Source organism: Sagittula sp. SSi028 (genome assembly GCF_048553715.1).
Taxonomy (GTDB): Bacteria; Pseudomonadota; Alphaproteobacteria; order Rhodobacterales; family Rhodobacteraceae; genus Sagittula.
In genome coordinates this window covers 193,382-217,932 of sequence record NZ_JBLZNC010000007.1, presented here as the reverse complement: position 1 = coordinate 217,932, position 24,551 = coordinate 193,382, and the positions used below count along the sequence as shown (strand labels likewise).

Sequence of the window (24,551 nt, the reverse complement as noted above, 5' to 3'; positions counted from 1 at the left end):
AAGCGACCGGGCCCGCACATCACTCACGCGAAAGCCGCGTCAGATATCAAGGGTGTTCTGCCGCTCCCAATCGGAGAAATGCGTCACAAAGGAATTCCATTCCTGATGTTTCATCTTGATATAGCTGGCTGAGAAATCGGCTCCCAACATCGCTTTCAAACCGTCATCGGCATCAAAGTTGCGGATGGCGTCCAGCATGTTCAGCGGCAGCTTCGGCGCATCGGTGATGGCGTGGCCTTCGGCGTACATATCGATGTCGTAGCGCTTGCCCGGATCGGCTTTGCTGCGGATGCCGGACAGCCCTGCGGCAATAATCACCGCCTGCAGCAGATAGGGGTTCACCGCCCCATCAGGCAGGCGCAGCTCAAAGCGCCCCGGCCCCGGCACGCGCACCATATGGGTGCGGTTGTTGCCGGTCCATGTCACGGTGTTGGGGGCCCATGTGGCGCCGGACATGGTGCGCGGCGCGTTGATCCGCTTGTAGCTGTTGACCGTGGGGTTGGTGATCGCGGCCAATGCCTCGGCGTGTTTCATGATCCCGCCAAGGAAATGTCCCCCCTTTTCCGAAAGGCCCACTTCGCCGATCTGGCCGCCCGCGTTTCCGGCAAAGGCATTGGTCGTACCGTCCAGATCCCAGACCGAAATATGCGCGTGACAGCCGTTGCCGGTCAGCCCTTCGATGGGCTTGGGCATAAAGGTGGCCCGCAGCCCGTGTTTTTCGGCCACGGATTTGACCATGAATTTGAAAAAGCTGTGGCGGTCCGCCGTGACCAGCGCGTCGTCGAATTCCCAGTTCATCTCGAACTGGCCGTTGGCGTCCTCGTGATCGTTCTGGTAGGGACCCCATCCCAGTTCCAGCATGTAATCGCAGACTTCGGCCACCACATCGTAGCGGCGCATCACTGCCTGCTGATCGTAGCAGGGTTTCTCTGCCGTATCGAACGGGTCAGAGATACGGTCCCCCTCCGGGGTCAACAAGAAAAACTCTGCCTCGATGCCGGTTTTGACGCGCAAGCCTGCCTCTGCGGCCTCGGCCACCAGTTTTTTCAACACGTTGCGCGGGGCTTGTTCGACGGGTGCGCCTTCCATGACGCAATCGGCGGGCACCCAAGCCACCTCAGGCTTCCACGGCAGCTGGATCGCGGCGTCAGGATCCGGCACCGCCAGCATGTCGGGATGCGCCGGTGTCAGGTCCAGCCAGGTGGCAAAGCCTGCAAAACCTGCGCCGTCCTCTTCCATATCGGCGATGGCCTGCGCGGGGACCAGCTTGGCCCGCTGCCCTCCGAACAGATCGGTGTAGGAGATCATGAAATATTTGACGCCGGTGTCCTTGGCGAAATCTGCGAGCTTGCTCATCTTGTTTTCCCTGTTGTCGTCCCATTGGTCAGGCCAGTGGTCAAAGAGGCAGGCTGCATTGGCCCGCCCCCGTTATGTCGCAATCAGAAACCGGGCTTTCCCGGATACCAGTTGGTGCCCGCCAAAGGCACCTGCGCCATGGCGGCGGCCTCCATCGTCAGCGCGCAAAGGTCTTCGGGCTCGAGGTTGTGTACATGGTTGTGGCCACAGGCGCGCGCCAGCGTCTGACATTCCAGCGTCAACACGTTGAGGTAATTGCGCAGCCGCCGCCCCGCAGCGATCGGGTCGAGCCGTTTCATCAGCTCGGGGTCCTGCGTGGTGATGCCTGCAGGATCGCGCCCCTCTTGCCAGTCGTCATAGGCACCGGTGGTGGTGCCCAGCTTTTGATACTCGGCCTCCCACTTGGGGTCATTGTCCCCCAGCGCGACCAAGGCCGCCGTGCCGATGGCCACCGCATCCGCGCCCAATGCCAGTGCCTTGGCCACATCCGCGCCGGTCCGGATACCGCCCGACACCACCAGCTGCACCTCGCGGTGCATACCAAGATCCTGCAGCGCCTGCACGGCGGGACGGATACAGGCCAGCGTGGGCTGGCCCACGTGTTCGATGAACACATCCTGCGTGGCGGCGGTGCCGCCCTGCATCCCGTCCAGAACCACCACATCTGCGCCCGCCTTTACCGCCAGGGCCGTGTCGTAATAGGGGCGCGCGCCGCCGATCTTGACGTAGATGGGCTTTTCCCAGCCGGTGATCTCGCGGATCTCTAGGATCTTGATCTCCAGATCGTCGGGGCCTGTCCAGTCAGGATGCCTGCAGGCGGACCGCTGGTCGATGCCCACCGGCAGATCGCGCATGCCCGCCACGCGCTCGGTGATCTTCTGGCCCAGCAACATGCCGCCGCCGCCCGGTTTCGCCCCTTGGCCGACAACGATTTCGATGGCATCGGCGCGTCGCAGATCGTCAGGGTTCATCCCGTAACGCGATGGCAGATATTGATAGACCAGCTTTTCGGAATGGCCGCGTTCTTCTTCGGTCATGCCGCCATCGCCGGTTGTGGTGGAGGTGCCCGCCATGCTGGCCCCGCGTCCCAACGCCTCTTTGGCGTGACCGGACAGGGCGCCGAACGACATGCCCGCAATGGTCACGGGGATCTTCAGCTCGATGGGCTTTTTGGCAAAGCGCGTGCCCAACGTGACCGAGGTGTCGCATTTCTCGCGGTACCCTTCGAGCGGGTAGCGGCTGACCGATGCGCCCAGAAACAGAAGGTCGTCGAAATGCGGCACCCGCCGCTTGGCCCCGCCGCCGCGAATATCATAGATGCCCGTGGCCGCCGCCCGTCGAATTTCGGCGTTCACCTCGTTCGAGAAGGTCCAGCTTTGGCGCGGCATCGTTTGTGGTGTCTTGTCCATCTCGCGCTCCTTAGTAGGCGTCGGCATTGTCGATGTTGAAATTGTACAGCGTGCGGGCAGAGCCATAGCGCTTGAACTCTTCGGGCTTGGCATCCGCACCGGCTTGCGCCAGCAGGGCGCGCAGCGTCTCGAGATGTTCGGGGCGCATCTCCTTTTCGATGCAATCCGCCCCGAGCGATTTCACCTTGCCGCGCACAAACAGCCGCGCCTCGTAGAGACTGTCGCCCAAGGCGTCGCCCGCGTCCCCAAGCACAACAAGATTGCCCTTTTGCGCCATAAAGGCCGACATATGGCCGATGTTGCCGTGCACGACGATGTCGATACCTTTCATCGAGATCCCGCAGCGTGACGAGGCGTTGCCCTTGATATTGAGCAGCCCGCCATGTCCGGTGGCGCCAGCATATTGCGAGGCATCGCCTTCGATGGTGACGACGCCGGACATCATGTTCTCTGCCACCCCCGGTCCGGCAGAGCCTTCGACGGTGACGGTGGCCTCTTTGTTCATGCCGGCGCAATAATAGCCCGTGGGGCCTTTGATGGTGACGCTCAGCGCGCCGTCCAGACCGCAGGCCATCGCATGCGCGCCGCGCGGATTGGTGACAACATAGGCCTCATTGGCCTGCGCGCGGGCGGCGTCCTGAAGCGTGCTGTTGACGGCGCGCAAATCGGTCGAGGTCATATCAAGCGTGGTGGTCATGGCTCAGCGCTCCCAGAAATAGACGGTGGCGGGTTCGGGTTCCCAGATGCGGGCCGCATCAATCCCCGGCAGGTCGGCAAAGGCGCGGTATTCCGAGGCAAAGGCCACGTAGTCGTCGGTTTCCGCCATCACGGCCGGTTTGCAGGCGATCGGGTCACGCACGACGCCAAAGCCGTTCTTTGTGCCGGTGACGAAGGTAAAGAACCCGTCAAGATCCTTGATCGTGCCCTCCAGCGCCTCGCCCAAGGTGGCCCCTTCGGCGATGCGCGACGAGATATAGGCCGCGCCCACTTCGGTGTCGTTTTCCGACCGGGTCACGACCCCCTTGCGGGCAAGCTTGCGGCGCATCTGATTGTGGTTCGACAGCGATCCGTTGTGGACGAGGCACTGGTCATCGGCGGTGGAAAACGGGTGTGCGCCCAGCGTGGTCACAGCGGATTCTGTCGCCATGCGCGTGTGGCCGATGCCGTGGCTGCCACCCATGTCACGCAGGCCGAAACGTGCCGCGACATCCTTGGGCAGGCCGACCTCTTTGTAAATCTCCATCGACGCGCCAGAGCCCATGATGCGCAGGCCGCGCGCCTCCAGCCATGCGATCGCATCGGCGGCTGCCGTGTCCGGCAGGGTCACCACGGCATGGGTGTCGACGACCTTTACCGAGGGCGTAATGCCAAGCGCCTGCGCCATCGCGTCCGCCAGCCCGTCGAAGGCCTCATCAGGGCTGTCCGATTGCAGCGTGATTTTGACCGTGCCGTCCTGCCCCTCGCCATAGATCGCGATGCCCGCACTGTCGGGGCCGCGATCGGTCATGGTGATCAGCATATCGGTCAGCATGTCGCCCAGTTTCGGGCGCAGGTCATCCTTTTTCAAAAACAGGCCCACAATGCCACACATGGCGTCCTCCGTCGTGTCAAACCCGGCGCGATTCTGCGCCGCCTCGGTCATCCCTACGAAGAAATTGTATTTCCTTTCAAGAAAGTTTGTTGAACCTTGGGAAAAATAGCGGTGCGTTTGGGTGTTTGCCTAATTAGCGGGCAAACCCGCCCATCAGGAGACCTGCGGATAGGTGATCACCGACAGATAGCGTAGCGGAAGCTCGACGATCTCTTCGGGGCCGTGGGGGGCGTCGGCGTCAAACAGCAGGGAATCTCCCGGCTCCAGCAGGTACAATTTGTCGCCGTGGCGATAGTTCACGCGCCCGTCGAGGATATACAGCATCTCGATCCCTTCATGCTGGAAGGTCGGGAAGCGATCCGATTTGTCTGTCAGGGTCAGCAGATAGGGTTCGACCACCACGCCAGAGCTGTTCGATCCGATGTGGCCCAGCAGATTGTACTGGTGTCCCGCACGGGTGCCTTCGCGTTCGACCTCTGCCCCCTCGCCCGCTTTGACATGCATACAGCCGCGCGGCTCCTCGTAGCCGGCAAACAGTTGCACCACCGGCACGCCAAGCGCATTGGCCAAGGCCGATATCGTGTTCAGCGATGGCGAGATGGCCGCGTTTTCGATCTTGGACAGCATGCCGACAGACAGACCGGTCTTGCCCGCCAGATCCGCGCCGGTCATGCGCTGACGTTTGCGCAGCTCGCGCACCTGCCGGCCAATCGCGACCTCGAGGTTCTTTTCACGATGCTCGCGCACCGCATGCGGGTTTTGTTTCAGCGCGTCCGTCGCGGACCTTTCCGCCGTTTTGGGTTTGGTCAAAATCCTGTCCTCATTCCTCATTCAAACTCTGGCCTGACGCGGCCTTAGGCCGGGGGCGTTGATGCCACAACTGGCCCACAGCCCCCAGCTCCTCGACCAGTGTATCGCCATGGGCGGTCAACCAATCGAGCACCGACCCAAAAGCCTGTATCCGTGCGCGACCATCACGGATGGCCACCACCGGCCAGTCCCCGACCAGCGCATTGTCGGTGCCATACACCTCCTCGCCCCACCAGCGCCCCATGCCAAAGGTATGGGGCATCACGCGCCCGCGCTTCAGCGCCGCCAGCACCTGTTTTGTCCCGAGGCTGTCCGCAGTTTCGACCGCGTCATGCCAACGGTCCAGAATGGCGGCATATTCCCAACTCACGGCCGTCCATTGGTCAGGAAATTGCGCGGCATAGGTGTCATAAAATGTCTTCGGGTTGCGAAAGAAGAACTCCGCCCCCTCCAGCCCCGGATCGTCGAAATCGGGAAACTGAAAGGTGAAGCGCTCCATAAACGCGGCAGAGGTCTGCGCAATCAGGCTTCGGTAGTTGTCGCAGGTGCAGGCAATGATCTCTCCGTCAAAGCCAGCCGCATAGGCCGCGCGGGTCAGGCCCGCAACAAAAGGCGGCGCAGAAGAGCAAAAGCACAGGATGTCGGGCGTGGTTTCCATCATCGCGGCGATAATCGCCTGCGGGTCGCCGTGGTCGGGATCGTAGCGCACCTCGCGCGTGATTTCGCGGCCTGCGACACGAAACGCCGCACGATAGGTCGCAAGCGACGGCAGGCCCAATTCGTCAGCCTGCGAACACAAAGCCACGCGCCGCGCTTGGGGGCGATGCTCTGCCAACCAATCGACGCCGGTCACGTTAAAGAACGGGTGGACCTCTGCCGGGGCAATCAGCGTCGGGAAATCAGGCGACAGATCCGATGGCAAAAGGGTCGCGGTCAGCATCTGCCGCTCCATCAGGTAGGGCAGCGCCAGACGCACATCCCGCCCGCCGAGCACCATCATCAGGCGCACATTCTGCGTCTCGACCATCTGGCGGGCCGCAGCCAAGGCGCGTTCGGGATCATGGGCGCTGTCTGCTTCGATAAGCTCCACCATGCGGCGACGGCCGGCGATCATCATGCCACCCCGCGCATTGATCCAGTCGATCCAGATGCGGCAGCCGTGCAGGCCCGGACGGCCCCAGTGTTCTTCGGGGCCTGACAAGGGCACCAGTGCCCCCACCCGGATCGGGGCGCGATCTTGCACCCCCAGTCGCGGCAAAGTGCCCGCCACCATCAATCGCTGGGCCAGTGACGGCCCGCTCATATGCGGGGCTCTTGCGTAAATTCTGTGCGTTTCACCAGCCTCTCCATGGCAATGATTATTCCCTTAAAGAAAAATAATTGACCAGAAGAAAATTTTTGGCCCAAACCGGAATCAACCAGATGAACCAATTTGAAACTTTGGTTCATACCAGAAAAACAACCGGGAGACGACGATGACGAAACGAGTTGCCATTATCGGCGCGGGCCCCTCCGGCCTCGCCCAGCTGCGCGCCTTTCAATCCGCGGCTGAAAAAGGAGCCGAGATCCCAGAAATTGTCTGCTTTGAAAAGCAATCCAATTGGGGCGGCCTTTGGAATTACACATGGCGCACCGGCGTCGATGAAAACGGAGAGCCTGTGCATGGTTCGATGTATCGCTACCTGTGGTCGAACGGACCGAAAGAAGGGTTGGAATTTGCCGATTATTCCTTTGAGGAACATTTCGGAAAACAGATTGCGTCTTATCCGCCGCGTGCGGTTTTGTTCGACTACATTCAGGGGCGCGTCGAAAAAGCCGGTGTGCGCAAATGGATCCGGTTCTCTTCGGTTATGCGCTGGGTCGAATACCTGCCTGACAGCGGCGATTTCGAGGTGACCGTGCATGATATGGTCGCGGACCGCGTCTACAAAGAACGCTTTGACCATGTGATCTGTGCGTCAGGGCATTTCTCCTCGCCGAATGTGCCGGAATACCCGGGGTTCGATCAATTCAATGGCCGGATCGTGCATGCCCATGATTTCCGCGACGCCCGCGAATTCGAAGGCAAGGATGTGCTTGTGGTGGGCTCGTCCTATTCCGCTGAAGACGTCGGATCGCAATGCTGGAAATACGGCGCAAAAACGGTCACCAGTTGCTATCGCAGCGCGCCCATGGGCTTTGCCTGGCCGGACAATTGGGAAGAAAAACCCGCGCTGGAACGGGTTGACGGCAAGACCGTGTATTTCTCGGACGGCACCACAAAGGACGTCGATGCCATTATCCTGTGCACCGGATACCGCCATTATTTCCCGTTCCTGCCGGACGATCTGCGCCTGAAAACAGCAAACCGTCTTGCGACCGCGGATTTGTACAAAGGCGTGGCCTACGTCCACAACCCCAAGATGTTCTACCTCGGCATGCAGGACCAGTGGTTCACCTTCAACATGTTCGACGCGCAGGCATGGTATGTGCGCGACATCATCCTTGGGCGGATCGAAATCCCCGCCGACAAACAGGTTCTCATGGCAGATGTCACCGCGCGCGAGGCGCTGGAAGAGGCCTCTGACGACACGAAATACGCCATCGAATATCAGGCCAATTACATCAAGGAACTGATCGCCGAGACGGACTATCCCAGCTTCAATGTGGACGGCGCCACCGAGGCCTTTCTGCAATGGAAGAAACACAAGGCAAAGGACATCATGGCCTTCCGCGACAATTGCTACACTTCGGTGATCACCGGCACCTTGGCCCCTGTCCATCACACGCCTTGGAAAGATGCGCTGGACGACAGCATGGACACCTATCTGGCGAACTAGGCAAGCGACCTTCCCTCCCCTTGGGGGGCTGCGGCCCCCCGTTTTTTCATCTCTTGGAGAGCGATCATGTTTGATCACATTGGCCAGCCGTTTCGTGCGGGGCCGCCGCGCCCGTCTGTTGCGCGCAGGCCGGATGCCTTCACCCTTGGCCCGCGCGAGGAACGTCACCGCGTCGCCGGTGGCGGCGCTGTGCTGCTGGAGGTGCGCGCCGGTGACAGGATCGCTTTCATCAACACCGAAGGCGGGCAGCTTTGCGAATGTCTTGGCGCCGCCACGGACGGGCGGGCGACGGATCAGCTTTTGCCAAATGCCCCGGGCAGCGACGGCGCCGGGCTGCGCGCCACATTGGCCAGTGGAGCCAGTGGTATGGCGCGACTGCGCGCGGGGCTGGCGCGGCGTGGGGTATCACTGGAGCACGCGCGCACGATCGGGCTGTTCGGCGCCGACAGCCCGGCGGGGGACCATGCCGAGTTCACCGCCTGCGCCGATGGCTGGGTGCTGGTCGCAGCACCGGCACCGCAGCCCGATTTCAGCCGCCAGACCACCGCAACACCGATTGATCTGACGATCACCCGCGCCAAACCGCGACAGTCCGGCCAGTTTGCTTTGCCCGACCCTTTGGCCGATCCGGTACAGGATTTACGTGTCGCCTCTGCCACCGCGCGGGCCTACCGGGTGGCCAAAGGGGAATACATCCAGATCATGGATGTGGATGGCCGCCAGTGCACCGATTTTCAGTGTTTTGACGCCCGCAAGGTGGATCGCGGCATCTTTCATCCGCTTGATGTCACCACCACGCGGACCATTCAGGGGCACGCCTATCCGATGCCGGGCTTGCACGGGAAGTATTTTGCCCACGACCTGACACCGCTGGTCGAAGTGGTGCAAGACACTTGCGGGCGGCACGATGCCTTCGCGCTGGCGTGTAACGCGAAATACTATGACGATATCGGCTATCCGGGGCATGCGAACTGCTCTGACAACTTCAACGCGGCGCTCGAACCCTATGGGATCACGAAGCGTCCCGGCTGGATGGCGGCGAACTTCTTTTTCAACACCGCCATCGACGCCCATGGGGTGATGGTCGCGGATGAGCCATGGTCGCGCCCCGGCGATTACGTGCTGTTGCGCGCGCTGACCGATCTGGTCTGCGTATCCTCTGCCTGCCCCGATGACACCACTGCCGCGAATGGCTGGCTGCTCACCGACATTCACGTGCGCACCTACGCGGACACCGAACGTTTCAGCCGCGCCACAGCATGGCGCCCCACCCCCGAAGACGAGCCCATCATGACGCGCGAGACTGCTTTTCACGAAAAATTCGCCGCTTTGACGCGCGACTTTGCCGATTACAACGGCTTTTGGCTGCCCAACAGTTTTCCCGAATGTGATGCGGTCGAAAGCTATTGGGCCTGCCGCGAGAATGTCACCGTCACCGACCTGTCAGCGCTGCGCAAGTTCGAGATCACCGGCCCCGATGCCGAGGCCCTGATGAACTGGATCCTGACCCGAAATGTCGAAAAACTTGCCGTGGGGCAGGTGGTCTATTCGGCCATGTGCTACCCCCACGGCGGGATGATCGACGATGGCACCCTGTTTCGGCTGGGCGCGCAGAATTTCCGCTGGATCGGCGGCTCGGACGAGGGCGGCGTCTGGATGCGGGAGGAGGCCGCGCGGCTGGGTCTGAACGTCATGATCCGGTCTTCGACCGATCAGATGCACAACCTTGCGGTTCAGGGCCCAAAGTCGCGCGCGCTGATCACGGATCTGTTCTGGACCGCGCCGCATCAGCCGGATCTGGCTGATATGGGGTGGTTCCGTTTCACCTCGGCACGGCTGGGCGGACCAGAGGGCGTACCGGTTGTCATTTCGCGCACGGGCTACACCGGAGAACTGGGCTATGAGGTGTTCTGCCATCCCGCACAGGGGGCCGAGATATTCGACGCCATCTGGCAGGCCGGACAGCCCTTGGGCCTGCGCCCCATGGGACTGGAAGCGCTGGATCTGGTGCGCATCGAGGCGGGACTGGTCTTTGCAGGCTACGATTTCTCGGATCAAACGGACCCGTTCGAGGCAGGCATCGGCTTTACCGTGCCGCTGAAATCCAAGACGGCGGATTTTGTCGGGCGCGATGCGCTGCTGCGCCGCAAGGAGATGCCCGCGCGCAAATTCGTCGGGGTCGAGATCGACGGCCAGAACCCTGTGGCGCATGGCGATTGCATCCGCATCGGACGCGCACAGGTGGGCGAGATCTGTTCGGCCATGCGCTCGCCCCGCACAGGCCAGTGGATCGCCCTTGCGCGGATCGACGTGGCCCATAGCGCCCCTGACACCGTGGTCGAAATCGGCCAGCTTGACGGGCATATCAAACGCTATCCGGCGCGGATCACGCCTTTCCCCCATTACGATCCGCAAAAGACACGGCCCCGCAGCTAGGCTGCCAAAGAAATCGGCCTGACACAGAAAGGCATGACGCGAGGGCAGAAAAAATTTGACCGAAAGGTTAATTGCTTACATGCTCCCGGCAGCATTCCATTCGGAGAGGTTTTCATGACAAAGCAAATTCTTCTGGCAGGCACTGTGCTTGCAGGTCTGGCCACCGGCGCGCAGGCAGACACGCTGCGGCTTTTGACGTGGGGCGGCTACGCGCCCGAGGACGTTGTCGCCATGTTCGAGGAACAGACCGGCCACACCGTCGAGGTGACGAAATCCAACAACGAAGAGATGATTGCCAAGCTGCGCGCCACCGGCGGCGGCGGCTTTGATCTGGCGCAGCCGTCGCAGGATCGCATCATGGGCCCGCAGATGGAATTCGGCATCTATAAGCCCATCGACGTCTCAAAGCTGGATCAGGACCTGTTCATCCCGTCGATGCTGCAGGCGACCATGGCCAACACCACGGTCAACGGAGACGTCTATGGCGTGCCGCATGTCTGGGGCACCTCCGGTCTGGTCATCAACACTGCCGAGGCGGGCGATGTGGTCAAGGACTACACCGACCTGTGTGCCGAGGACGTCGCAGGCAAGGTGTCCTACCGCCTGAAACGCCCGACGCTGATCGGCTTTGCCTTTGCAATGGGTGAAGACCCCTTTGCCGCCTACGGGGACGAGGCGAAATACGCCGAGATCATGGGCAAGGTCGAAGACAAACTGATCGAATGCAAAGCCAACGTCAAAGCCTACTGGGGCGGTGGTGACGAGCTGATGAACCTTGTCCGCTCGGGCGAGGTCACAGCCTCGATGGCATGGGACACCGGCGGCTGGAAGCTCAACGAGGACAACGCCGACATCACCTTTGTCGCGCCTGAGTCAGGGGCGCTGGGGTGGATCGACACCTTCGTGCTGCCCGCCAAAGGTCAGGCCGATGATGTCGCCTATGAGTGGATCAACTTTGTCATGCAGCCCGAAGTGGCGGCCATGATCACTGCGGCGGCGGGGAACTTCACGGCCTCTGCGGGCGCGGATGAATTCGCCGAGGATGCGCTGAAGGCCAAGTATCAGGCCAGCTTCCCGCAAGAGGCGATCGACAACATCAAATGGTATCCGCCCGTCCCCGCCGGTCTGGAACAGATCGAAGGCGACGTGCTGGACCGTGTTCAGGCCGCGAACTGATCCGACCCTTCATTGATGATATCTGGTGGCATCCGCACGCGGGTGCCACCTTGTATAGGAATACCCATGACCCCCGATCTTGAATGCGTTGATCTGGTAAAACAGTTCGGCGACACCACTGCCGTGGACAATGTGTCCTTCTCTGTGCCTGCGGGCAGCTTCTTTTCCATCCTTGGGCCATCGGGCTGCGGCAAGACGACGATCATGCGCATGATCGCGGGGTTTCTGGACCCCACATCGGGGGATATCCGCATCAAGGGCGGGTCGGTTCTGGACACCCCGCCGAACAAACGCCCCGTGAACATGGTGTTCCAGCATCTTGCGCTGTTTCCCATGATGACCATCGCCGAAAACATCGGCTACGGGCTGCGCCGTCAAAAGATGCCCAAGGACCAGATCGCCCGCAAGGTTGACGAGGCGCTGGACCGGATCGGTCTGCCGGGCATCGGCGGGCGCAAGGTGGACGAGCTGTCGGGCGGGCAGCGCCAGCGCGTGGCCATTGCCCGCTGCATGGTGTTGGAACCGGACGTGCTGCTGCTGGACGAACCCTTGGGCGCGCTGGATCTGAAACTGCGCGAACATATGAAGGTCGAGCTGAAGGCGCTTCAGGCTGCGTTCGACACCACGTTTGTCTATATCACACACGACCAGTCCGAAGCGCTGGTGATGTCGGACCAGATCGCCGTCATGAATGCAGGCCGGTTTGAACAGCTCGGCAGCGGGCAGGATCTGTACTACCGGCCGCAGACACCCTTTGTCGCAGGGTTCATCGGGGACGCAAACCGCTGGTCGGGCCGGATCACGCGGGCGGAGGGCGATACCTGCCTGCTGCACACCGACAGCGGGCTGGAACTGCGGGCCACGGGCGCCGCATTGACCACAGGCGCGCAGGCCGAGGTCTTTGTCCGGCCAGAGGCCATCCGGCTGGCGACAGATGCCGCCGCCCTACAGGGTGCCGACAACCGGATGGCCGGGACGGTCAGCGAAATCCTGTTCAACGGCGCGGCGTCGCGCGTGCTGGTGGACACTGGCGCAAACCGGACCGTCGAGGTCACCCTGCCGCAATCCGGTGAATTCGCCCATCTGACCCGCGGCGCGCCGGTGCATATCGGCTGGGGCGCGGCGCAGACCGCCTGTTTCGGAGCAAGCTGATGCGCGTCGAGGCCCGCATCGGTTTCATCTTGCTGCTGACGCCACTGGTACTGTGGCTGGGGCTGCTGATCGTAATCCCGCATATCGATATGTTCCTGATCTCGATCCGCGAACGCATCAGCTTTGGCGTCTATGAGCCCAGCCTGACACATTACGAAAAGGCGCTGACAGAGCCGCTGTACCTGCGGACCTTCTGGCGCACGGCGGTGATGTCCATTCTGGCCACGGCGATCACCCTGATCATCGCGTTCCCGGTGTCCTACTACATCGCAAAAATGGCCCGAGGCCGTCTGCAGCAAGTGCTGTTTCTGATGTGCCTGATCCCGTTCTATGTCTCGGAACTGGTGCGCACCTTTGGTTGGATGATCCTTCTGCGCGAGACCGGTATCGTGTCGAACCTGCTGCAATGGGCGGGGCTTGCCGATCAGCCGGTCGAGATGCTGTACAACGATGCCGCCATGATGGTCGGGCTGGTCTATACCTCGATGCTGTTCATGGTGGTGCCTTTGGTGACCACCTTACAAAGCCTCGACGACAGTGTGATCGAGGCAGGCTATGATCTGGGCGGATCAGGCCTGTCCGTGCTGCGCGAGATAATCATTCCCCACGCCATGCCCGGCATAGTGTCAGGGTGCATTGTTGTCTTCATGCTGAGCCTTGGAAATTATCTGACGCCCACGATGCTGGGCGGCAAAGACAGCCTGTGGTTCACCGAGATGATCTACAACCAGTTCATCGTCCGCTCCAACTGGGAGCTGGGGGCCACCTTCGGCTTTATGCTGCTGGTGCTGTCATCGGTCATTGTCTGGGGCATGCTGCGTCTGACGGGTCGCACACTTAAAGAAACGATGGGCTGAGCCATGATACCGACGATCCCGCAACCGCGCCGCTTTCGCGTCATCTACGGTCTGTATATCGCGCTGTTCTTTATCTATCTCGCCCTGCCGTTGGGGGTTGTGGCGATCTTTGCCTTCAACGACAGCCAGTTCCCCTCGCTCCCGTGGGAGGGGTTCACATGGAACTGGTTCTTCGGCGACAGCCGCCCGCAAATCGGCGTGTTCCATGAACGCGGGATTTTGCGGGCCATCGGCACCTCGGGGTTTGTCGCACTCTGCGTGGCGGTGCTGTCGGTGACCGTGGGCACGACAAACGCCTTTTTGTTCAATCGCTATGATTTCAGGGGCAAGGGCTTCCTTTATGTGATGATGCTGCTGCCGCTGGTCGTTCCGGGCATTGTCTTGGGCATCTCCATTCTGGTGTTTTCGTCCAACATGGCCAACCGGATCTGGGATGTGGCGCAGATCGACCTGCAGATGCTGCGCCCCGGTCTGCTGTTGGTGATCCTCGGGCAGTTCAGCTTTATCACGACCATCGCAACGCTGGTGATCTCGGCCCGGCTACAGAAATTCGACCGCACGCTGGAAGAGGCGGCGCTAAACCTTGGTGCGACACGGCTGGTGGCGGTGCGCACGGTCACCCTGCCCTACCTTGCCCCTGCATTGATCGGCGCGATTGTGGTGGCGTTTCTTATGAGCTTCGAGAATTTCAACACCACCTTGATGCTGGTGGGGTCGGACGCGCCGCTGACCATCGCCATGTTCGACCGGCTCAAGGAAGGCTCGACCCCGCTGCTCAACGCGGTCTCGCTGCTGTTGATGCTGGCCTCGTCGCTGCTGGCGATGAGTTTGGTTTTGTTCCAACGCCGCAGCTGACGCGTCACTCCGCCAGATGGCAGGCGGTGCGGGTCGCACCGATCTGGCGCATGGGCGGGCGCGTGGTTTTGCAGATGTCCTGCGCAATGGGGCAGCGCGGGTGAAAGGCACAGCCGGACGGCGGGTTGATGGGATCGGGGATCTCGCCTTCGGGCGGGGCTATTTCACGACCAAAGCCATCCATCTGCGGCGCGGCCTCCAGCAGCATCTGCGTATAGGGATGTTTCGGCGCCGCAAACAGATCACCAGGCGCGGCTTCCTCGACCAGACGGCCAAGATACAGAACGCCGATGCGATCCGCCATATGGCGCACCACCGTCAGATCATGGCTGATGAACACATAGGTCAGGCCAAGGTCATCCTTCAGATCGCTCATCAGGTTGAGAACCTGCGCCTGCACCGACACATCCAGCGCAGAGGTGGGTTCGTCGCAGACAATCAGACGCGGGTCCGAGGCCAGCGCCCGTGCAATACAGATGCGCTGCCGCTGCCCGCCGGAAAACTCATGCGGATATTTGCCCACATCCTGTACCGACAGCCCGACCTGCTCCAGCAGTTTCTCCGCCAGTCCGTCCGTCTTGCCACCGCGCGCGGCGACAGGTTCGACAATAATATCGCGCACCCGCCAGCGCGGGTTGAGCGAGGCATAGGGATCCTGAAAGATCATCTGGATATCGCCGCGCACTGCTGCGACCTTGGCCGGATCTTTCTCCTGCGCCAGATCGACGCCATCAATCAGAACCGATCCCTCGGATGGCTGCAACAGCCCCACCAACATCTTGCCGATGGTGGATTTTCCAGACCCGGATTCGCCCACAAGCGCATAGGTGCTGCGTGCGGGGACTTCAAAATCCACATCTGACACGGCGGTCAGATAAGCCTTCGGCCGCCGTTCGATCATGCGGTTCAGCCATGGTTTCGAGACATCGAACACACGGCTGAGATGGGAGATCTTGACCAAGGCCATCACAGCACCTCCTGCGCGGCTGTCAGCGGGTGCCAGCAGGCGGCCTGATCCTGCGTGACGCGCGGCGGGGGCGGCTGACGGCAGAGATCCGTGGCACGCGGGCAGCGCGGGTGAAAGGCGCAGCCGTCGGGCACCGCATCCAGACGCGGCATCGCACCGGGGATCTGGTGCAGCCTGTCCTGCCCCGCAGAGGCCAGAGGCGTCGAGGCCATCAGCCCATGGGTGTAGGGATGGCTCGGGCGCGTCAGCACATCGCGCACGGGCCCGAGCTCTGCCAGCCGACCGGCGTACATCACCGCCACGCGGTCTGTGGCTTCGGCGATCACGCCCATGTCGTGGGTGATCAACATCACCGCCGTGCCACGCTCGCGGCACAAGCGTTTCAGCAGCGCGATGATCTGCGCCTGCACTGACACATCCAACGCGGTGGTCGGCTCATCGGCGATCACCAGCGACGGTTCGGCACATAGCGCCAGCGCGATCACCACCCGCTGCCGCATCCCGCCGGAAAACTCATGCGGGAAGCTGTTCACCCGCTCCGCCGCGCCGGGAATGCCCACCTCTTGCAGGGCGCGAATGGCGCGGTCACGTGCCTCTGCCTGGGTGATGTCGAGATGCGTCAGCATGGTTTCCACCAACTGGTCCCCGATCCGCAGCAAAGGGTTGAGCGAGGTCAACGGGTCCTGAAACACCATGCCGATCTGCTTGCCACGCAAGCGCCGCAGAGCCTCGCCGCGCAGCTGGTCAATGCGCGCGCCACCCAGCCAGATTTCACCGCCGGCAATATGGGCGGGCGGGTTCAGCAGCCCGATCACCGCGTTGCCGGCCATGGATTTTCCCGCACCGGATTCCCCGACAACGCCAAGGATCTCTCCCGGTGCAATGTCATAGCTGACCTGATCCACGGGACGCAGCACACCGCGACGGGTCGGGATCTCCACCGACAGGTTGCGGATCGACAAAACGGGTTGGGTCATCAGCGCAGCCTCGGATTCAATGCGTCGCGCAGCCAGTCGCCCAGCATGTTGACGGCCAGTGCCAGCGCCAGAAGCGTGCAGGCGGGAAAGAACAGGATCCACCATTCGCCAGAAAACAGGAACGCCTGCCCGATGCGGATCAACGTCCCGAGGCTCGGCTGCGTGGCCGGTGCCCCCACCCCCAGAAACGACAGCGTGGCCTCGGCAATGATGGCCAGCGCCAGCGAGATGGTCGCGATCACCAGCACCGGCGACAGCACGTTGGGCAGGATGTGGCGCAGCATGATCGCTGCAGGCTTGCGCCCGATCAGACGCGCTGCGGCGACGTATTCCTTGTTCTTCTCCACCAGTGTCGCACCCCGCACAACGCGGGCAAACTGCACCCAATCCGACAGGCCAATGGCAAGGATCAACACCCAGATGGCCATCTGATCGCGGTATTCCACTGGCGTCACCCCCTTGGCCACGCCAAAGATCAGCATCGCCACAAGGATCGACGGAAAGGTCAATTGCACATCGGCAATGCGCATGATGATAGTTTCGGTCCAGCCGCCCACATAGCCCGCAATCAGGCCCAGTGTGATCCCCAGCACCATGGCAAAGCCCACAGCGGACGCGCCAACAAACAGCGACACCCGCATCCCGTAAAGAATGGTGGAAAACACATCGCGGCCCTGATCGTCAGTCCCCATAAGAAAGGTGTCATTGGTAAAAGCGTTGGGCGTGGCAGGCGGGGTAAAGCCGTTCATCAGGTTCAACTGCGCGGGATCAAACGGGTTGCTGGGCGCAATCCATGGCGCGAAAACGGCCGCAAGCACCAGAACCACGACCACCACGGCGGACACCACCGCCACGGGCGAGCGGCGGAAACTGTAGAAGAAATCACTGTCCAGCGCCCGGCGCAGGCGGGACCGCGTCACGGTCACAGGGCTGTCGGCGGGCAGATCGGTCGGCGCGTCGGACATCAGTGGCCTCCTGAACGGTCCGCACGCAGGCGCGGATCAATGAAGAAATACAGAATATCCACCAGCAGGTTGATCGCCACGAACATCACCGAGATCAGCATTAGATAGGCGGCCATCACGGGGATGTCGACGAACTGGATGGCATTGATGAACAACAGCCCCACACCGGGCCACTGGAACACCGTCTCGGTGATGATGGCAAAGGCGATCACCGCCCCCAGTTGCAACCCGATCACCGTGATCACCGGCACCAGCGTATTTTTAAGCGCGTGGCGAAAATTCACAGCCCTCTCGCGCAGCCCGCGTGCCCGCGCAAACCGGATATAGTCCTGGCGCAGCACCTCCAGCATCTCGGAGCGCACCAGCCGCATGATCAGGGTCATCTGGTACAGGCCAAGGGTGATCGACGGCAAAATCAGCGCGCGCAGGCCGCTTTCCGTCAGGAAACCGGTCTTCCAGCCGCCAAGGTCCACGACCTCGCCACGACCGAAACTCGGCAGCCATCCCAGCTCGACCGAGAACACATAGATCAGCAAGATCCCGATCAGGAAGGTGGGCAGCGACACCCCCACAAGCGAGGCGGACATGATGAAATTGCTCAGCACCCCGTTGCGCCGGATGGCGGTGAACACGCCCAAGGCGATGCCAAGACCGATGGCAAAGATGCTGCTGACAAGTGCCAGTTCCAGCGTGGCGGGCGCCCGTTCCAGCAAAATATCGGCGACCGGACGCGCCTGACGGTAGCTGACGCCGAAATTGCCTTGCACGGCTTCCTGAAGAAAGCGCAGGTATTGCAGGACAAAGGGCTGGTCCAGACCCAGCTGCTCGCGCAGGCGGGCCACGTCTTCGGCAGTGCGTTCCTGACCCAGCATATTGTCGATGGGATCACCGATAAAGGTGAACATTGAAAAGGCCACCAGCCCCACCACCAGCAGAACAAGGATCGATTGCGCCACGCGCCGGATGATAAAAGCAAGCATGCGGTCTCTCCTCGGGTGTGAAAGGCGCGCAGCGTCCCCGCGCGCGCCTTTCGTGATCTTCGCCTGTCAGATCAGTTCACTGTCACCCAGCGCAGCAAAAAGAAATCGTCGGGGCGCTGCGCCACTTCGATATTTGCACGGGTGCCCCAGACCAGCGGCTGGACATACAGCGGCACATAGGCCTGCTCGTCCGTCATGATCTGGGCGGTCTCGTCCAGCATGGCCTGACGTGCTTCGGGGTCCAGTTCCGACTGGATCATCGGCAACAGCGTGTCGATCCGGTCGTTGGAGTAGCCGCCAAAGTTCCAGCTGCCCAGCTTCTTTTCCTCGTTCGGGGTCGCCACAAGGAACCGCAGCGGGTGCTCGGCATCCAAAGTGCCCGGCGACCAGCCCAGCAGGTACATGTCAAAGTTGTCAGCGCGCAGTTCCGGCCAGTAGTTGTTGACCGGCATGGCATCAAGCGTCGCCTTGATCCCGACCTGCGCCAGCATGCCGGTGATCGCCTGACAGACGGCCTCGTCATTGAGGTAACGGTTGTTGGGGCATTTCAAACCAAAGGAGAACCCCTCTGGGTAGCCTGCCTCGGCCAGCAGCGCCTTGGCCTGCTCGGGGTCGTAGGCGGGCGCATCGGGCAGCGCCTCGGAATAGCCGCTCATCGCAGAGCTGACCAGCTGGTTCACCTGTTCCGCGTTGCCGCGCATGATGGTTTGCAAAATCGCGGGCACGTTGATGGCATGGGCCACGGCCTTGCGCACGCGAACATCGCTGAACGGGTTGGCGTCGCTGACGTCCGACGAATATTTCAACGCATCGGCCTCATGCGGGAAGCCCAGCATGATCACCCGCGCCTCGATGCCCTGAATAACGGACACGTCGGGGTTGCTTTGCAGACGCGCCACATCCTGAATCGGGACGGGGTTGATGAAATCCACATCCCCCGACAAAAGCGCCGCCAAGGCCGTGGCGGGGTTCTGGATCGGCGTCAGTTCGGCGCGCGTCACGTTGTGTTCGGCCGTATCCCACCAGCCGTCAAAGGGTTCCAGAACCGTGCGCAGGCCCGGCTCGCGCGTGGTGACGCGGAACGGTCCGGTGCCGTTTGTGTTCAAGGTGGCGTAATTACCGGATTCCTTGTCAGGACGCGCAGTGCCGTTTGCCTCTGCCCAATCGCTGTCAAGGATCATCCAGTTCGCGATAGAGGACGGGAACAACGGGTTCGGCGCGGTGGTCATGAAATCGATGGTGTAGTCGTCGACCACAACCACGTCGGACACGGGCGCGAACCAGCTTGCGGTGTCCGATTGCTCGGAGGATGCGCGTTCATACGAAAACAGCACATCCTGCGCCGTGAAATCGCTGCCGTCGTGAAAGGTCACGCCTTCGCGCAGCGTGAAACGCCAGCCTTCGCCCTCGCCAATCGGCTCCCACGCGGTGGCCAGTGACGGCTCGACCGTCATGTCCTTGCCGCGCCGGACAAGACCTTCGTAGACGTTGTTCAGAAAGCCCAGAACAGGGGTCGAGTTCACCGCATGCGGGTCCATCGTTTGCGGATCCGTGGTGACCGCCCATTTGAACTCTTCCGCATGGGCCACCGACGCGCAGCACGCTGCAAGGGCCGCGGAAATAAGTGTTCGTCTCATCTGGTATCCTTCCTGTTGTCCCTCGGGCAGACCACGGTCTATGCCCCAGCGGAGAAGACAAAGAAACCCGCCCCGCGACAAGGGATCAGTGCCAAAATCAGCTTTTCGTGATCTGCCGGTTTGCCGGCTTTGGCGGCGTTTCCATGCGGGCTCAGAGCGGGTTTGAGAAGCGCAAGACCATTGGTAAGTCACTTATTTTCAATAGCTTGCGCCGAGAATTGGCATATGGCGGCGGGCGCATGCCCCCTCCAAAGCGATCAGCAGCTTTTTTCCGACCAATCCGATGAGCTGCCTCGTTTTGCAACGCCAAGGTTGCACATCGCGTCAGTCGTCCTGAAACAAGGCAGCCGCCTTGATTTGCAGCTCCGGCAGGTCTTTGAGCACGCCGCGCAAATGGATGCGCAGCGCCTCTTCGGCGCGGGCGGGGTCCTGCGCGGCGATGGCGTCTACAATATCGGCATGCTGGGCAATCAGGTGATCGGGGGGCTGCTCCGCTGTCAGATAGCGCACGCGGTCCATATGCATCTTGATCGGCTCCAGATGGTGCCAGACCGCGCCCTGCCCCGCCGCCAAACACAGCAGGCGGTGGAACTGTTCATCCAGCTGCATGAACACCGCGCCCCCCATGGCGCGGCTGGCGTGCTGTTCGGCCACGGCCGCCTGCAACTCCGAGACGTGATCCGCGCTGGCGTTTTGGGCCGCGGCGGTCACGATATCGGCCTCCACCGCTTCGCGCACAAAACGCGACACCATGACATCCTTCATGCTGATCTTGCACACAAACGTGCCACGTTGCGGGCGGATCTCCACCAGCTTTTCGCCCGACAGCTTGATAAAGGCCTCGCGCACAGGCTGGCGGGACATTCCCGTGGCCTTGGCGATTTCCTGTTCGGACAGCCGCACGCCCGGCGCCATCTTTCCGGTGACGATCTGGTCACGCAGCCAGCCGGTTAGCTGCATTCCGATGGGCAGCTCATGATTCAGGCGAAAAGGGTCTGTCATGTGCAAGATTTAGCCTGTTGTGAAAAAAATCACAATCCATGCAGACTACCATACTTGTATTACGTGCCAGAATCACGTTAATGATCCGAGCAACGTGGAGGAGACGATGCAGCAGTGTTGGAGATGGTTCGGCCCCGCAGATTTCGTGGGCGTCGATGATATGTTGCAGGCCGGTGTGCAAGGCGTGGTATCCGCGCTGCATCACGTGCCGACAGGGGCGTTGTGGACGCCGCAAGAGATTGCCAAGCGACAGGTCGAGATTGCGACGCGCCGCGATGGCAGCGCCTCGGGGATCGCATGGGATGTGGTCGAAAGCCTGCCCGTGTCCGAGGACATCAAGAAGCAATCCGGTGATTGGCGCGCCCATATCGACACATGGCGCGACAGCATGCGCAATCTGGCCGATGCCGGGATCTCGACGATCTGCTACAATTTCATGCCGGTGCTTGACTGGACGCGCACCGATCTGGCGTGGCGCGTGGGGCATGGCGGCACGGCCATGCGCTTTGATATCGTCGATTTTGCCGCCTTCGACATCTACATTCTGGAACGTGACGGCGCTGCCGACAGCTTTCCGGCTCAGATCACGGAACAGGCGAAGACCCGGTTCGATGGGATGGACGCGGACCGCCGCGCGGCGCTTGCCCATAACACCGTCTGCGGCTTGCCCGGCGCGGCCGAGAATTTCTCGCTCGCCGATGTGCGCCGCCATTTGGCCGAATACAATGACATCTCTGCCGATCAACTGCGCCGCCATATGATCGACTTTTTGTCCGAGGTCATCCCCGAGGCAGAGCGCCTTGGCATGCGGCTGTGCTGCCACCCGGACGACCCACCCTTTCCGCTGCTGGGCCTGCCCCGCATCGTCTCGACCGAGGCGGACTATCAGGCGATCCTCGACGGCGTCGACAGCATCGCCAATGGCGTGACGCTGTGTTCGGGATCGCTGGGCGCACGCGACGACAATGACCTGCCCGGCATGATGGAACGCCTTGGCCCGCGCGTGCATTTCCTGCATCTGCGCAATGTCACCCGCGAGACCGAAGGCACGCCCTGTTCGTTCCACGAGGCAGAGCACCTAGGAGGGGGCACCGATATGGTTGCGCTGCTCAAGGCCGTACATGCCGAGGAAACCCGCCGCCGCGCCGAGGGCCGCGCCGACTGGTCGATCCCGCTGCGCCCCGATCACGGGCAAGACATCGTTGACGATCTGGGACGCACCGGCCAGCCGGGCTACCCGCTGATCGGTCGCCTGAAGGGGCTGGCCGAACTGCGCGGCATCATGGCCGCCATCACCCACGGGGAGGCCCGCCCATGACCGTCTCAGGCGCACAGGCTGCGGCGCGTTTCGTGCCGGATTTCATGCCCGCGTGGCTTGCCATCGCCATCAGCGACGGCACCGAGCCCGCGCCGGTGATCGAAAAGCTGGGCGATCCGCGCGAAGAGATCACCACATGGGCGCAGGCGCGCACGGTGTTCACCCTCGCCCATCTTGGCCTTGCCGCACAGGACCAGACGCTGATCGCGCAATCCGCCCGCATCAAAGCCTATATGATGGATCATCTGATCCGCCCCGAAGGCGGCTGCCGCATGGCGATCCGCGGCGATGGACGCGCCTATGGATCGGCGGACAAGGACCTGTGCCGCACCTATGATTTCGCTTTTGTCCTGCTTGGGCTGGTGACCTTGCAAAAAGCCGACGCCAGCGCGGTGACAGATGCCGAGATCGCCGCCTGCCGCGATTTTATCGATGCGGCGCTGACCGACCCCTCGACCGGCGCTTTGTGGGAAAACGATGCCATGGGCCGCGACGGGCCGAAAGACGGCGACACCCGTGCGCAAAACCCGCATATGCATATGGCGGAAACCTATCTGCAGTGCTTCGAGATGACCGGCGCGCAGGATTGGGCGGACCGCGCCAAACGCCTGCTGGAGATCGGTGCCGATTACTTTATCGAGCCGCTGAACGGCGGGATGCGCGAATTTCTGGCCCCTGATCTGACCCCGATGGCCAGCGCGCTTGGCCAGCGCTGCGAGCCGGGCCACCAGTACGAATGGGCGTGGCTTTACCTGCGCTACGGTCAATTGACGGGCGATCAAAGTCTGGACCGTCACGCGGAAAAACTGGCCGCGTTTGCCGCCCGTTGCGGGTTGCGCAGCGATGGCCCGCTCAAAGATGCGCCCTTTGACGCCTTTGCCACCTCTGGTGCCGTGATCGAGGACACGCACCTGCTGTGGCCGCTGACCGAAGCGGGCAAGTTTCATGCGATGATGTATCGCCTTACCGACGACGACGCCCATATGGCAGCGCTGACCCGTATCGCGGACATTATTTTTGGCCACTACTTCGCCGCTGATGCGCGTGCGGAATGGGTCAACCAGTTGGACGCAAACGGCGCCGTGGTCTGGGCCGACGGTCTGACCCGCGTTTTGTATCACATGGCCATTTTCATCACCGAAGGGGCGCTGTCCGGCGCCTGGACGCTGAAGGAGCCCATGGCTCGGATTTAAAGACTGACCTGTTCATGGAGGAGAGAACATGAAGACCCTTTTGACATCCGCATTGATCGCAGCCGCTGCCCTGACCGGCGGACAGGCACTGGCGCAGGATTTCCGTCTCGCGCTGTCCACATCCCAGCCCGCCTCGGACCCGATGGCCGAAGCGATGGCAGCCGCCAAAGAGCGGATCGAGGAACGCTCGGACGGCCGGATCGAGATTTCCGTCTATCCCAGCTCGCAGCTGGGCAGTGACAACGACGTGCTGGAACAGATCCGCAATGGCGCGCCGATCGCGGTTCTGGTCGACGCCGGACGTCTGGCCCCTTTCCGCAAAGAGCTGGGCATTCTGGCCGCGCCCTATCTGGTGGATGACTACACCGGTTATGCCAAAATCACCGCGTCCGAGCCCTATCAGGGCTGGGTCGATACGCTGGCCGCAGACACCAATCTGCGTCTGTTGAACTACAACTGGTTCCAAGGCACCCGTCAGGCCTTTACCCGCAAAAAGATCGAGACGCCGGAAGATCTGGCAGGCATCCGCATGCGCACCATCGACGCGCCCGGTTGGGTCGCCACAATCAAGGCGATGGGTGCGACCCCTGCCCCCATGCCGTGGTCCGAGGTCTACTCCGGTCTGCAGCTTGACGCGATTGACGCAGCCGAAGCCCAGCTGACCGGCGCCTATGGCATCAAACTGCACGAAGTCACCACCAACGTGGCCTTTACCAACCACATCCAGCTGTTCACCGGTCTTGTGACCTCCGACAGCTGGTACCAGTCCCTGCCCGATGACCTGCGCACCATCCTCGACGAAGAGCTGTTCGCAGCCGGAGAGGAAGCGACGCAAGGCACCGTGGGCAAGCTGGCCGAAGTGCAGGCCCTGATGGAAGAGGCCGGTGTGGAATTCAACGAGGTTGACATCGCCCCCTTCCGCGAGGCCGTCGAACCCGTCTACGCGGAAATCGGTCTGACAGAGGCGCGCGCGGCGCTCGAACCCTATCTGTCGGCGGAATAAGCGTAATACCACATTCGGACCGCCCCCTCAGCTTGACGGGGCGGTCCT

General features: G+C 61.9%; 21 protein-coding genes. 9 read left to right on the top strand and 12 right to left on the bottom strand.

Annotated features, from left to right (window positions below; all coding sequences use genetic code 11):
- Positions 1-39: 39 nt before the first annotated feature.
- The 6 genes from glnT to ACN5AZ_RS14840 all read right to left on the bottom strand — a co-directional run bounded on the left by glnT (position 40) and on the right by ACN5AZ_RS14840 (position 6,469).
- Positions 40-1,356, bottom strand: a complete 1,317-nt coding sequence (gene glnT / locus ACN5AZ_RS14865; RefSeq protein ID WP_419429674.1) for a type III glutamate--ammonia ligase — start codon at positions 1,354-1,356, stop codon at positions 40-42.
- Between the two features lie 83 nt (positions 1,357-1,439).
- The gene (locus tag ACN5AZ_RS14860; protein ID WP_419429673.1) at positions 1,440-2,765 is read right to left on the bottom strand and encodes an FMN-binding glutamate synthase family protein; all 1,326 of its coding nucleotides are present in this window, start codon (positions 2,763-2,765) and stop codon (positions 1,440-1,442) included.
- Positions 2,766-2,775: 10 nt separating this feature from the next.
- A complete protein-coding gene (locus ACN5AZ_RS14855; protein WP_419429672.1) occupies positions 2,776-3,462 on the bottom strand; it encodes a protein GlxC in 687 nt (228 codons plus the stop codon).
- 3 nt (positions 3,463-3,465) lie between these two features.
- Positions 3,466-4,356 (bottom strand): class II glutamine amidotransferase, encoded by an 891-nt coding sequence (locus tag ACN5AZ_RS14850; RefSeq protein WP_419429692.1) that lies wholly within the window; start codon positions 4,354-4,356, stop codon positions 3,466-3,468.
- A 153-nt stretch (positions 4,357-4,509) separates the two neighbouring features.
- Positions 4,510-5,187 (bottom strand): helix-turn-helix domain-containing protein, encoded by a 678-nt coding sequence (locus ACN5AZ_RS14845; RefSeq protein ID WP_419429671.1) that lies wholly within the window; start codon positions 5,185-5,187, stop codon positions 4,510-4,512.
- A complete protein-coding gene (locus ACN5AZ_RS14840) occupies positions 5,177-6,469 on the bottom strand; it encodes an ABC transporter substrate-binding protein (protein WP_419429670.1) in 1,293 nt (430 codons plus the stop codon). Before ACN5AZ_RS14840 ends, ACN5AZ_RS14845 begins: the two co-directional genes overlap by 11 nt.
- A 172-nt stretch (positions 6,470-6,641) precedes the next feature.
- Between ACN5AZ_RS14840 and ACN5AZ_RS14835 the strand changes: the two genes are divergently transcribed.
- The 6 genes from ACN5AZ_RS14835 (at position 6,642) to ACN5AZ_RS14810 (ending at position 14,461) form a co-directional block, all read left to right on the top strand.
- Entirely contained in the window at positions 6,642-7,985 is a 1,344-nt protein-coding gene (locus ACN5AZ_RS14835) for an NAD(P)-binding domain-containing protein (RefSeq protein WP_419429669.1), read from the top strand.
- A 66-nt stretch (positions 7,986-8,051) separates the two neighbouring features.
- Positions 8,052-10,421, top strand: coding sequence for a DUF1989 domain-containing protein (locus tag ACN5AZ_RS14830; protein ID WP_419429668.1), 2,370 nt, complete (start codon positions 8,052-8,054; stop codon positions 10,419-10,421).
- A gap of 114 nt (positions 10,422-10,535) precedes the next feature.
- Positions 10,536-11,597: an extracellular solute-binding protein gene (locus ACN5AZ_RS14825; RefSeq protein WP_419429667.1), complete on the top strand. Its 1,062-nt coding sequence runs from the start codon at positions 10,536-10,538 to the stop codon at positions 11,595-11,597.
- 66 nt (positions 11,598-11,663) lie between these two features.
- Entirely contained in the window at positions 11,664-12,749 is a 1,086-nt protein-coding gene (locus ACN5AZ_RS14820; protein WP_419429666.1) for an ABC transporter ATP-binding protein, read from the top strand.
- Positions 12,749-13,606, top strand: a complete 858-nt coding sequence (locus ACN5AZ_RS14815; RefSeq protein ID WP_419429665.1) for an ABC transporter permease — start codon at positions 12,749-12,751, stop codon at positions 13,604-13,606. Before ACN5AZ_RS14820 ends, ACN5AZ_RS14815 begins: the two co-directional genes overlap by 1 nt.
- A 3-nt stretch (positions 13,607-13,609) precedes the next feature.
- Positions 13,610-14,461, top strand: a complete 852-nt coding sequence (locus ACN5AZ_RS14810) for an ABC transporter permease (RefSeq protein ID WP_419429664.1) — start codon at positions 13,610-13,612, stop codon at positions 14,459-14,461.
- Positions 14,462-14,465: 4 nt separating this feature from the next.
- Here ACN5AZ_RS14810 and ACN5AZ_RS14805 read toward each other — a convergent pair whose 3' ends face one another.
- From ACN5AZ_RS14805 to ACN5AZ_RS14780, 6 genes are all read right to left on the bottom strand, one after another.
- Positions 14,466-15,428, bottom strand: coding sequence for an ABC transporter ATP-binding protein (locus ACN5AZ_RS14805; RefSeq protein WP_419429663.1), 963 nt, complete (start codon positions 15,426-15,428; stop codon positions 14,466-14,468).
- On the bottom strand, positions 15,428-16,405 hold the full coding sequence (locus ACN5AZ_RS14800) for an ABC transporter ATP-binding protein (protein ID WP_419429662.1): 978 nt from the start codon (positions 16,403-16,405) through the stop codon (positions 15,428-15,430). The genes ACN5AZ_RS14805 and ACN5AZ_RS14800 overlap by 1 nt, the downstream gene beginning before the upstream one ends.
- Complete coding sequence (locus ACN5AZ_RS14795) at positions 16,405-17,370, bottom strand: ABC transporter permease (protein ID WP_419429661.1); 966 nt, start codon at positions 17,368-17,370, stop codon at positions 16,405-16,407. Before ACN5AZ_RS14795 ends, ACN5AZ_RS14800 begins: the two co-directional genes overlap by 1 nt.
- Positions 17,370-18,350, bottom strand: a complete 981-nt coding sequence (locus ACN5AZ_RS14790; protein ID WP_419429660.1) for an ABC transporter permease — start codon at positions 18,348-18,350, stop codon at positions 17,370-17,372. Before ACN5AZ_RS14790 ends, ACN5AZ_RS14795 begins: the two co-directional genes overlap by 1 nt.
- Before the next feature lie 71 nt (positions 18,351-18,421).
- On the bottom strand, positions 18,422-19,987 hold the full coding sequence (locus tag ACN5AZ_RS14785; protein ID WP_419429659.1) for an ABC transporter substrate-binding protein: 1,566 nt from the start codon (positions 19,985-19,987) through the stop codon (positions 18,422-18,424).
- A 324-nt stretch (positions 19,988-20,311) separates the two neighbouring features.
- A complete protein-coding gene (locus ACN5AZ_RS14780; protein WP_419429658.1) occupies positions 20,312-20,989 on the bottom strand; it encodes a GntR family transcriptional regulator in 678 nt (225 codons plus the stop codon).
- 106 nt (positions 20,990-21,095) lie between these two features.
- Between ACN5AZ_RS14780 and uxuA the strand changes: the two genes are divergently transcribed.
- Genes uxuA through ACN5AZ_RS14765 form a run of 3 tightly spaced genes read left to right on the top strand, consistent with a single transcriptional unit; the run spans position 21,096 to position 24,503 of the window.
- Positions 21,096-22,307 carry a mannonate dehydratase gene (gene uxuA, locus ACN5AZ_RS14775; protein ID WP_419429657.1) on the top strand — a complete coding sequence of 404 codons (1,212 nt, stop codon included), beginning with the start codon at positions 21,096-21,098 and terminating at the stop codon, positions 22,305-22,307.
- Entirely contained in the window at positions 22,304-23,500 is a 1,197-nt protein-coding gene (locus ACN5AZ_RS14770) for an AGE family epimerase/isomerase (protein WP_419429656.1), read from the top strand. The genes uxuA and ACN5AZ_RS14770 overlap by 4 nt, the downstream gene beginning before the upstream one ends.
- A gap of 28 nt (positions 23,501-23,528) precedes the next feature.
- Positions 23,529-24,503, top strand: a complete 975-nt coding sequence (locus tag ACN5AZ_RS14765) for a C4-dicarboxylate TRAP transporter substrate-binding protein (protein WP_419429655.1) — start codon at positions 23,529-23,531, stop codon at positions 24,501-24,503.
- The last annotated feature ends 48 nt before the right edge of the window (positions 24,504-24,551 follow it).

Bases quoted from the DNA above. Each gene is read 5' to 3' on its own strand.
- glnT (WP_419429674.1), bottom strand. From the start codon at position 1,356: ATGAGCAAGCTCGCAGATTTCGCCAAGGACACCGGCGTCAAATATTTC.
- ACN5AZ_RS14860 (WP_419429673.1), bottom strand. From the start codon at position 2,765: ATGGACAAGACACCACAAACGATGCCGCGCCAAAGCTGGACCTTCTCG.
- ACN5AZ_RS14855 (WP_419429672.1), bottom strand. From the start codon at position 3,462: ATGACCACCACGCTTGATATGACCTCGACCGATTTGCGCGCCGTCAAC.
- ACN5AZ_RS14850 (WP_419429692.1), bottom strand. From the start codon at position 4,356: ATGTGTGGCATTGTGGGCCTGTTTTTGAAAAAGGATGACCTGCGCCCG.
- ACN5AZ_RS14845 (WP_419429671.1), bottom strand. From the start codon at position 5,187: ATGAGGAATGAGGACAGGATTTTGACCAAACCCAAAACGGCGGAAAGG.
- ACN5AZ_RS14840 (WP_419429670.1), bottom strand. From the start codon at position 6,469: ATGAGCGGGCCGTCACTGGCCCAGCGATTGATGGTGGCGGGCACTTTG.
- ACN5AZ_RS14835 (WP_419429669.1), top strand. From the start codon at position 6,642: ATGACGAAACGAGTTGCCATTATCGGCGCGGGCCCCTCCGGCCTCGCC.
- ACN5AZ_RS14830 (WP_419429668.1), top strand. From the start codon at position 8,052: ATGTTTGATCACATTGGCCAGCCGTTTCGTGCGGGGCCGCCGCGCCCG.
- ACN5AZ_RS14825 (WP_419429667.1), top strand. From the start codon at position 10,536: ATGACAAAGCAAATTCTTCTGGCAGGCACTGTGCTTGCAGGTCTGGCC.
- ACN5AZ_RS14820 (WP_419429666.1), top strand. From the start codon at position 11,664: ATGACCCCCGATCTTGAATGCGTTGATCTGGTAAAACAGTTCGGCGAC.
- ACN5AZ_RS14815 (WP_419429665.1), top strand. From the start codon at position 12,749: ATGCGCGTCGAGGCCCGCATCGGTTTCATCTTGCTGCTGACGCCACTG.
- ACN5AZ_RS14810 (WP_419429664.1), top strand. From the start codon at position 13,610: ATGATACCGACGATCCCGCAACCGCGCCGCTTTCGCGTCATCTACGGT.
- ACN5AZ_RS14805 (WP_419429663.1), bottom strand. From the start codon at position 15,428: ATGGCCTTGGTCAAGATCTCCCATCTCAGCCGTGTGTTCGATGTCTCG.
- ACN5AZ_RS14800 (WP_419429662.1), bottom strand. From the start codon at position 16,405: ATGACCCAACCCGTTTTGTCGATCCGCAACCTGTCGGTGGAGATCCCG.
- ACN5AZ_RS14795 (WP_419429661.1), bottom strand. From the start codon at position 17,370: ATGTCCGACGCGCCGACCGATCTGCCCGCCGACAGCCCTGTGACCGTG.
- ACN5AZ_RS14790 (WP_419429660.1), bottom strand. From the start codon at position 18,350: ATGCTTGCTTTTATCATCCGGCGCGTGGCGCAATCGATCCTTGTTCTG.
- ACN5AZ_RS14785 (WP_419429659.1), bottom strand. From the start codon at position 19,987: ATGAGACGAACACTTATTTCCGCGGCCCTTGCAGCGTGCTGCGCGTCG.
- ACN5AZ_RS14780 (WP_419429658.1), bottom strand. From the start codon at position 20,989: ATGACAGACCCTTTTCGCCTGAATCATGAGCTGCCCATCGGAATGCAG.
- uxuA (WP_419429657.1), top strand. From the start codon at position 21,096: ATGCAGCAGTGTTGGAGATGGTTCGGCCCCGCAGATTTCGTGGGCGTC.
- ACN5AZ_RS14770 (WP_419429656.1), top strand. From the start codon at position 22,304: ATGACCGTCTCAGGCGCACAGGCTGCGGCGCGTTTCGTGCCGGATTTC.
- ACN5AZ_RS14765 (WP_419429655.1), top strand. From the start codon at position 23,529: ATGAAGACCCTTTTGACATCCGCATTGATCGCAGCCGCTGCCCTGACC.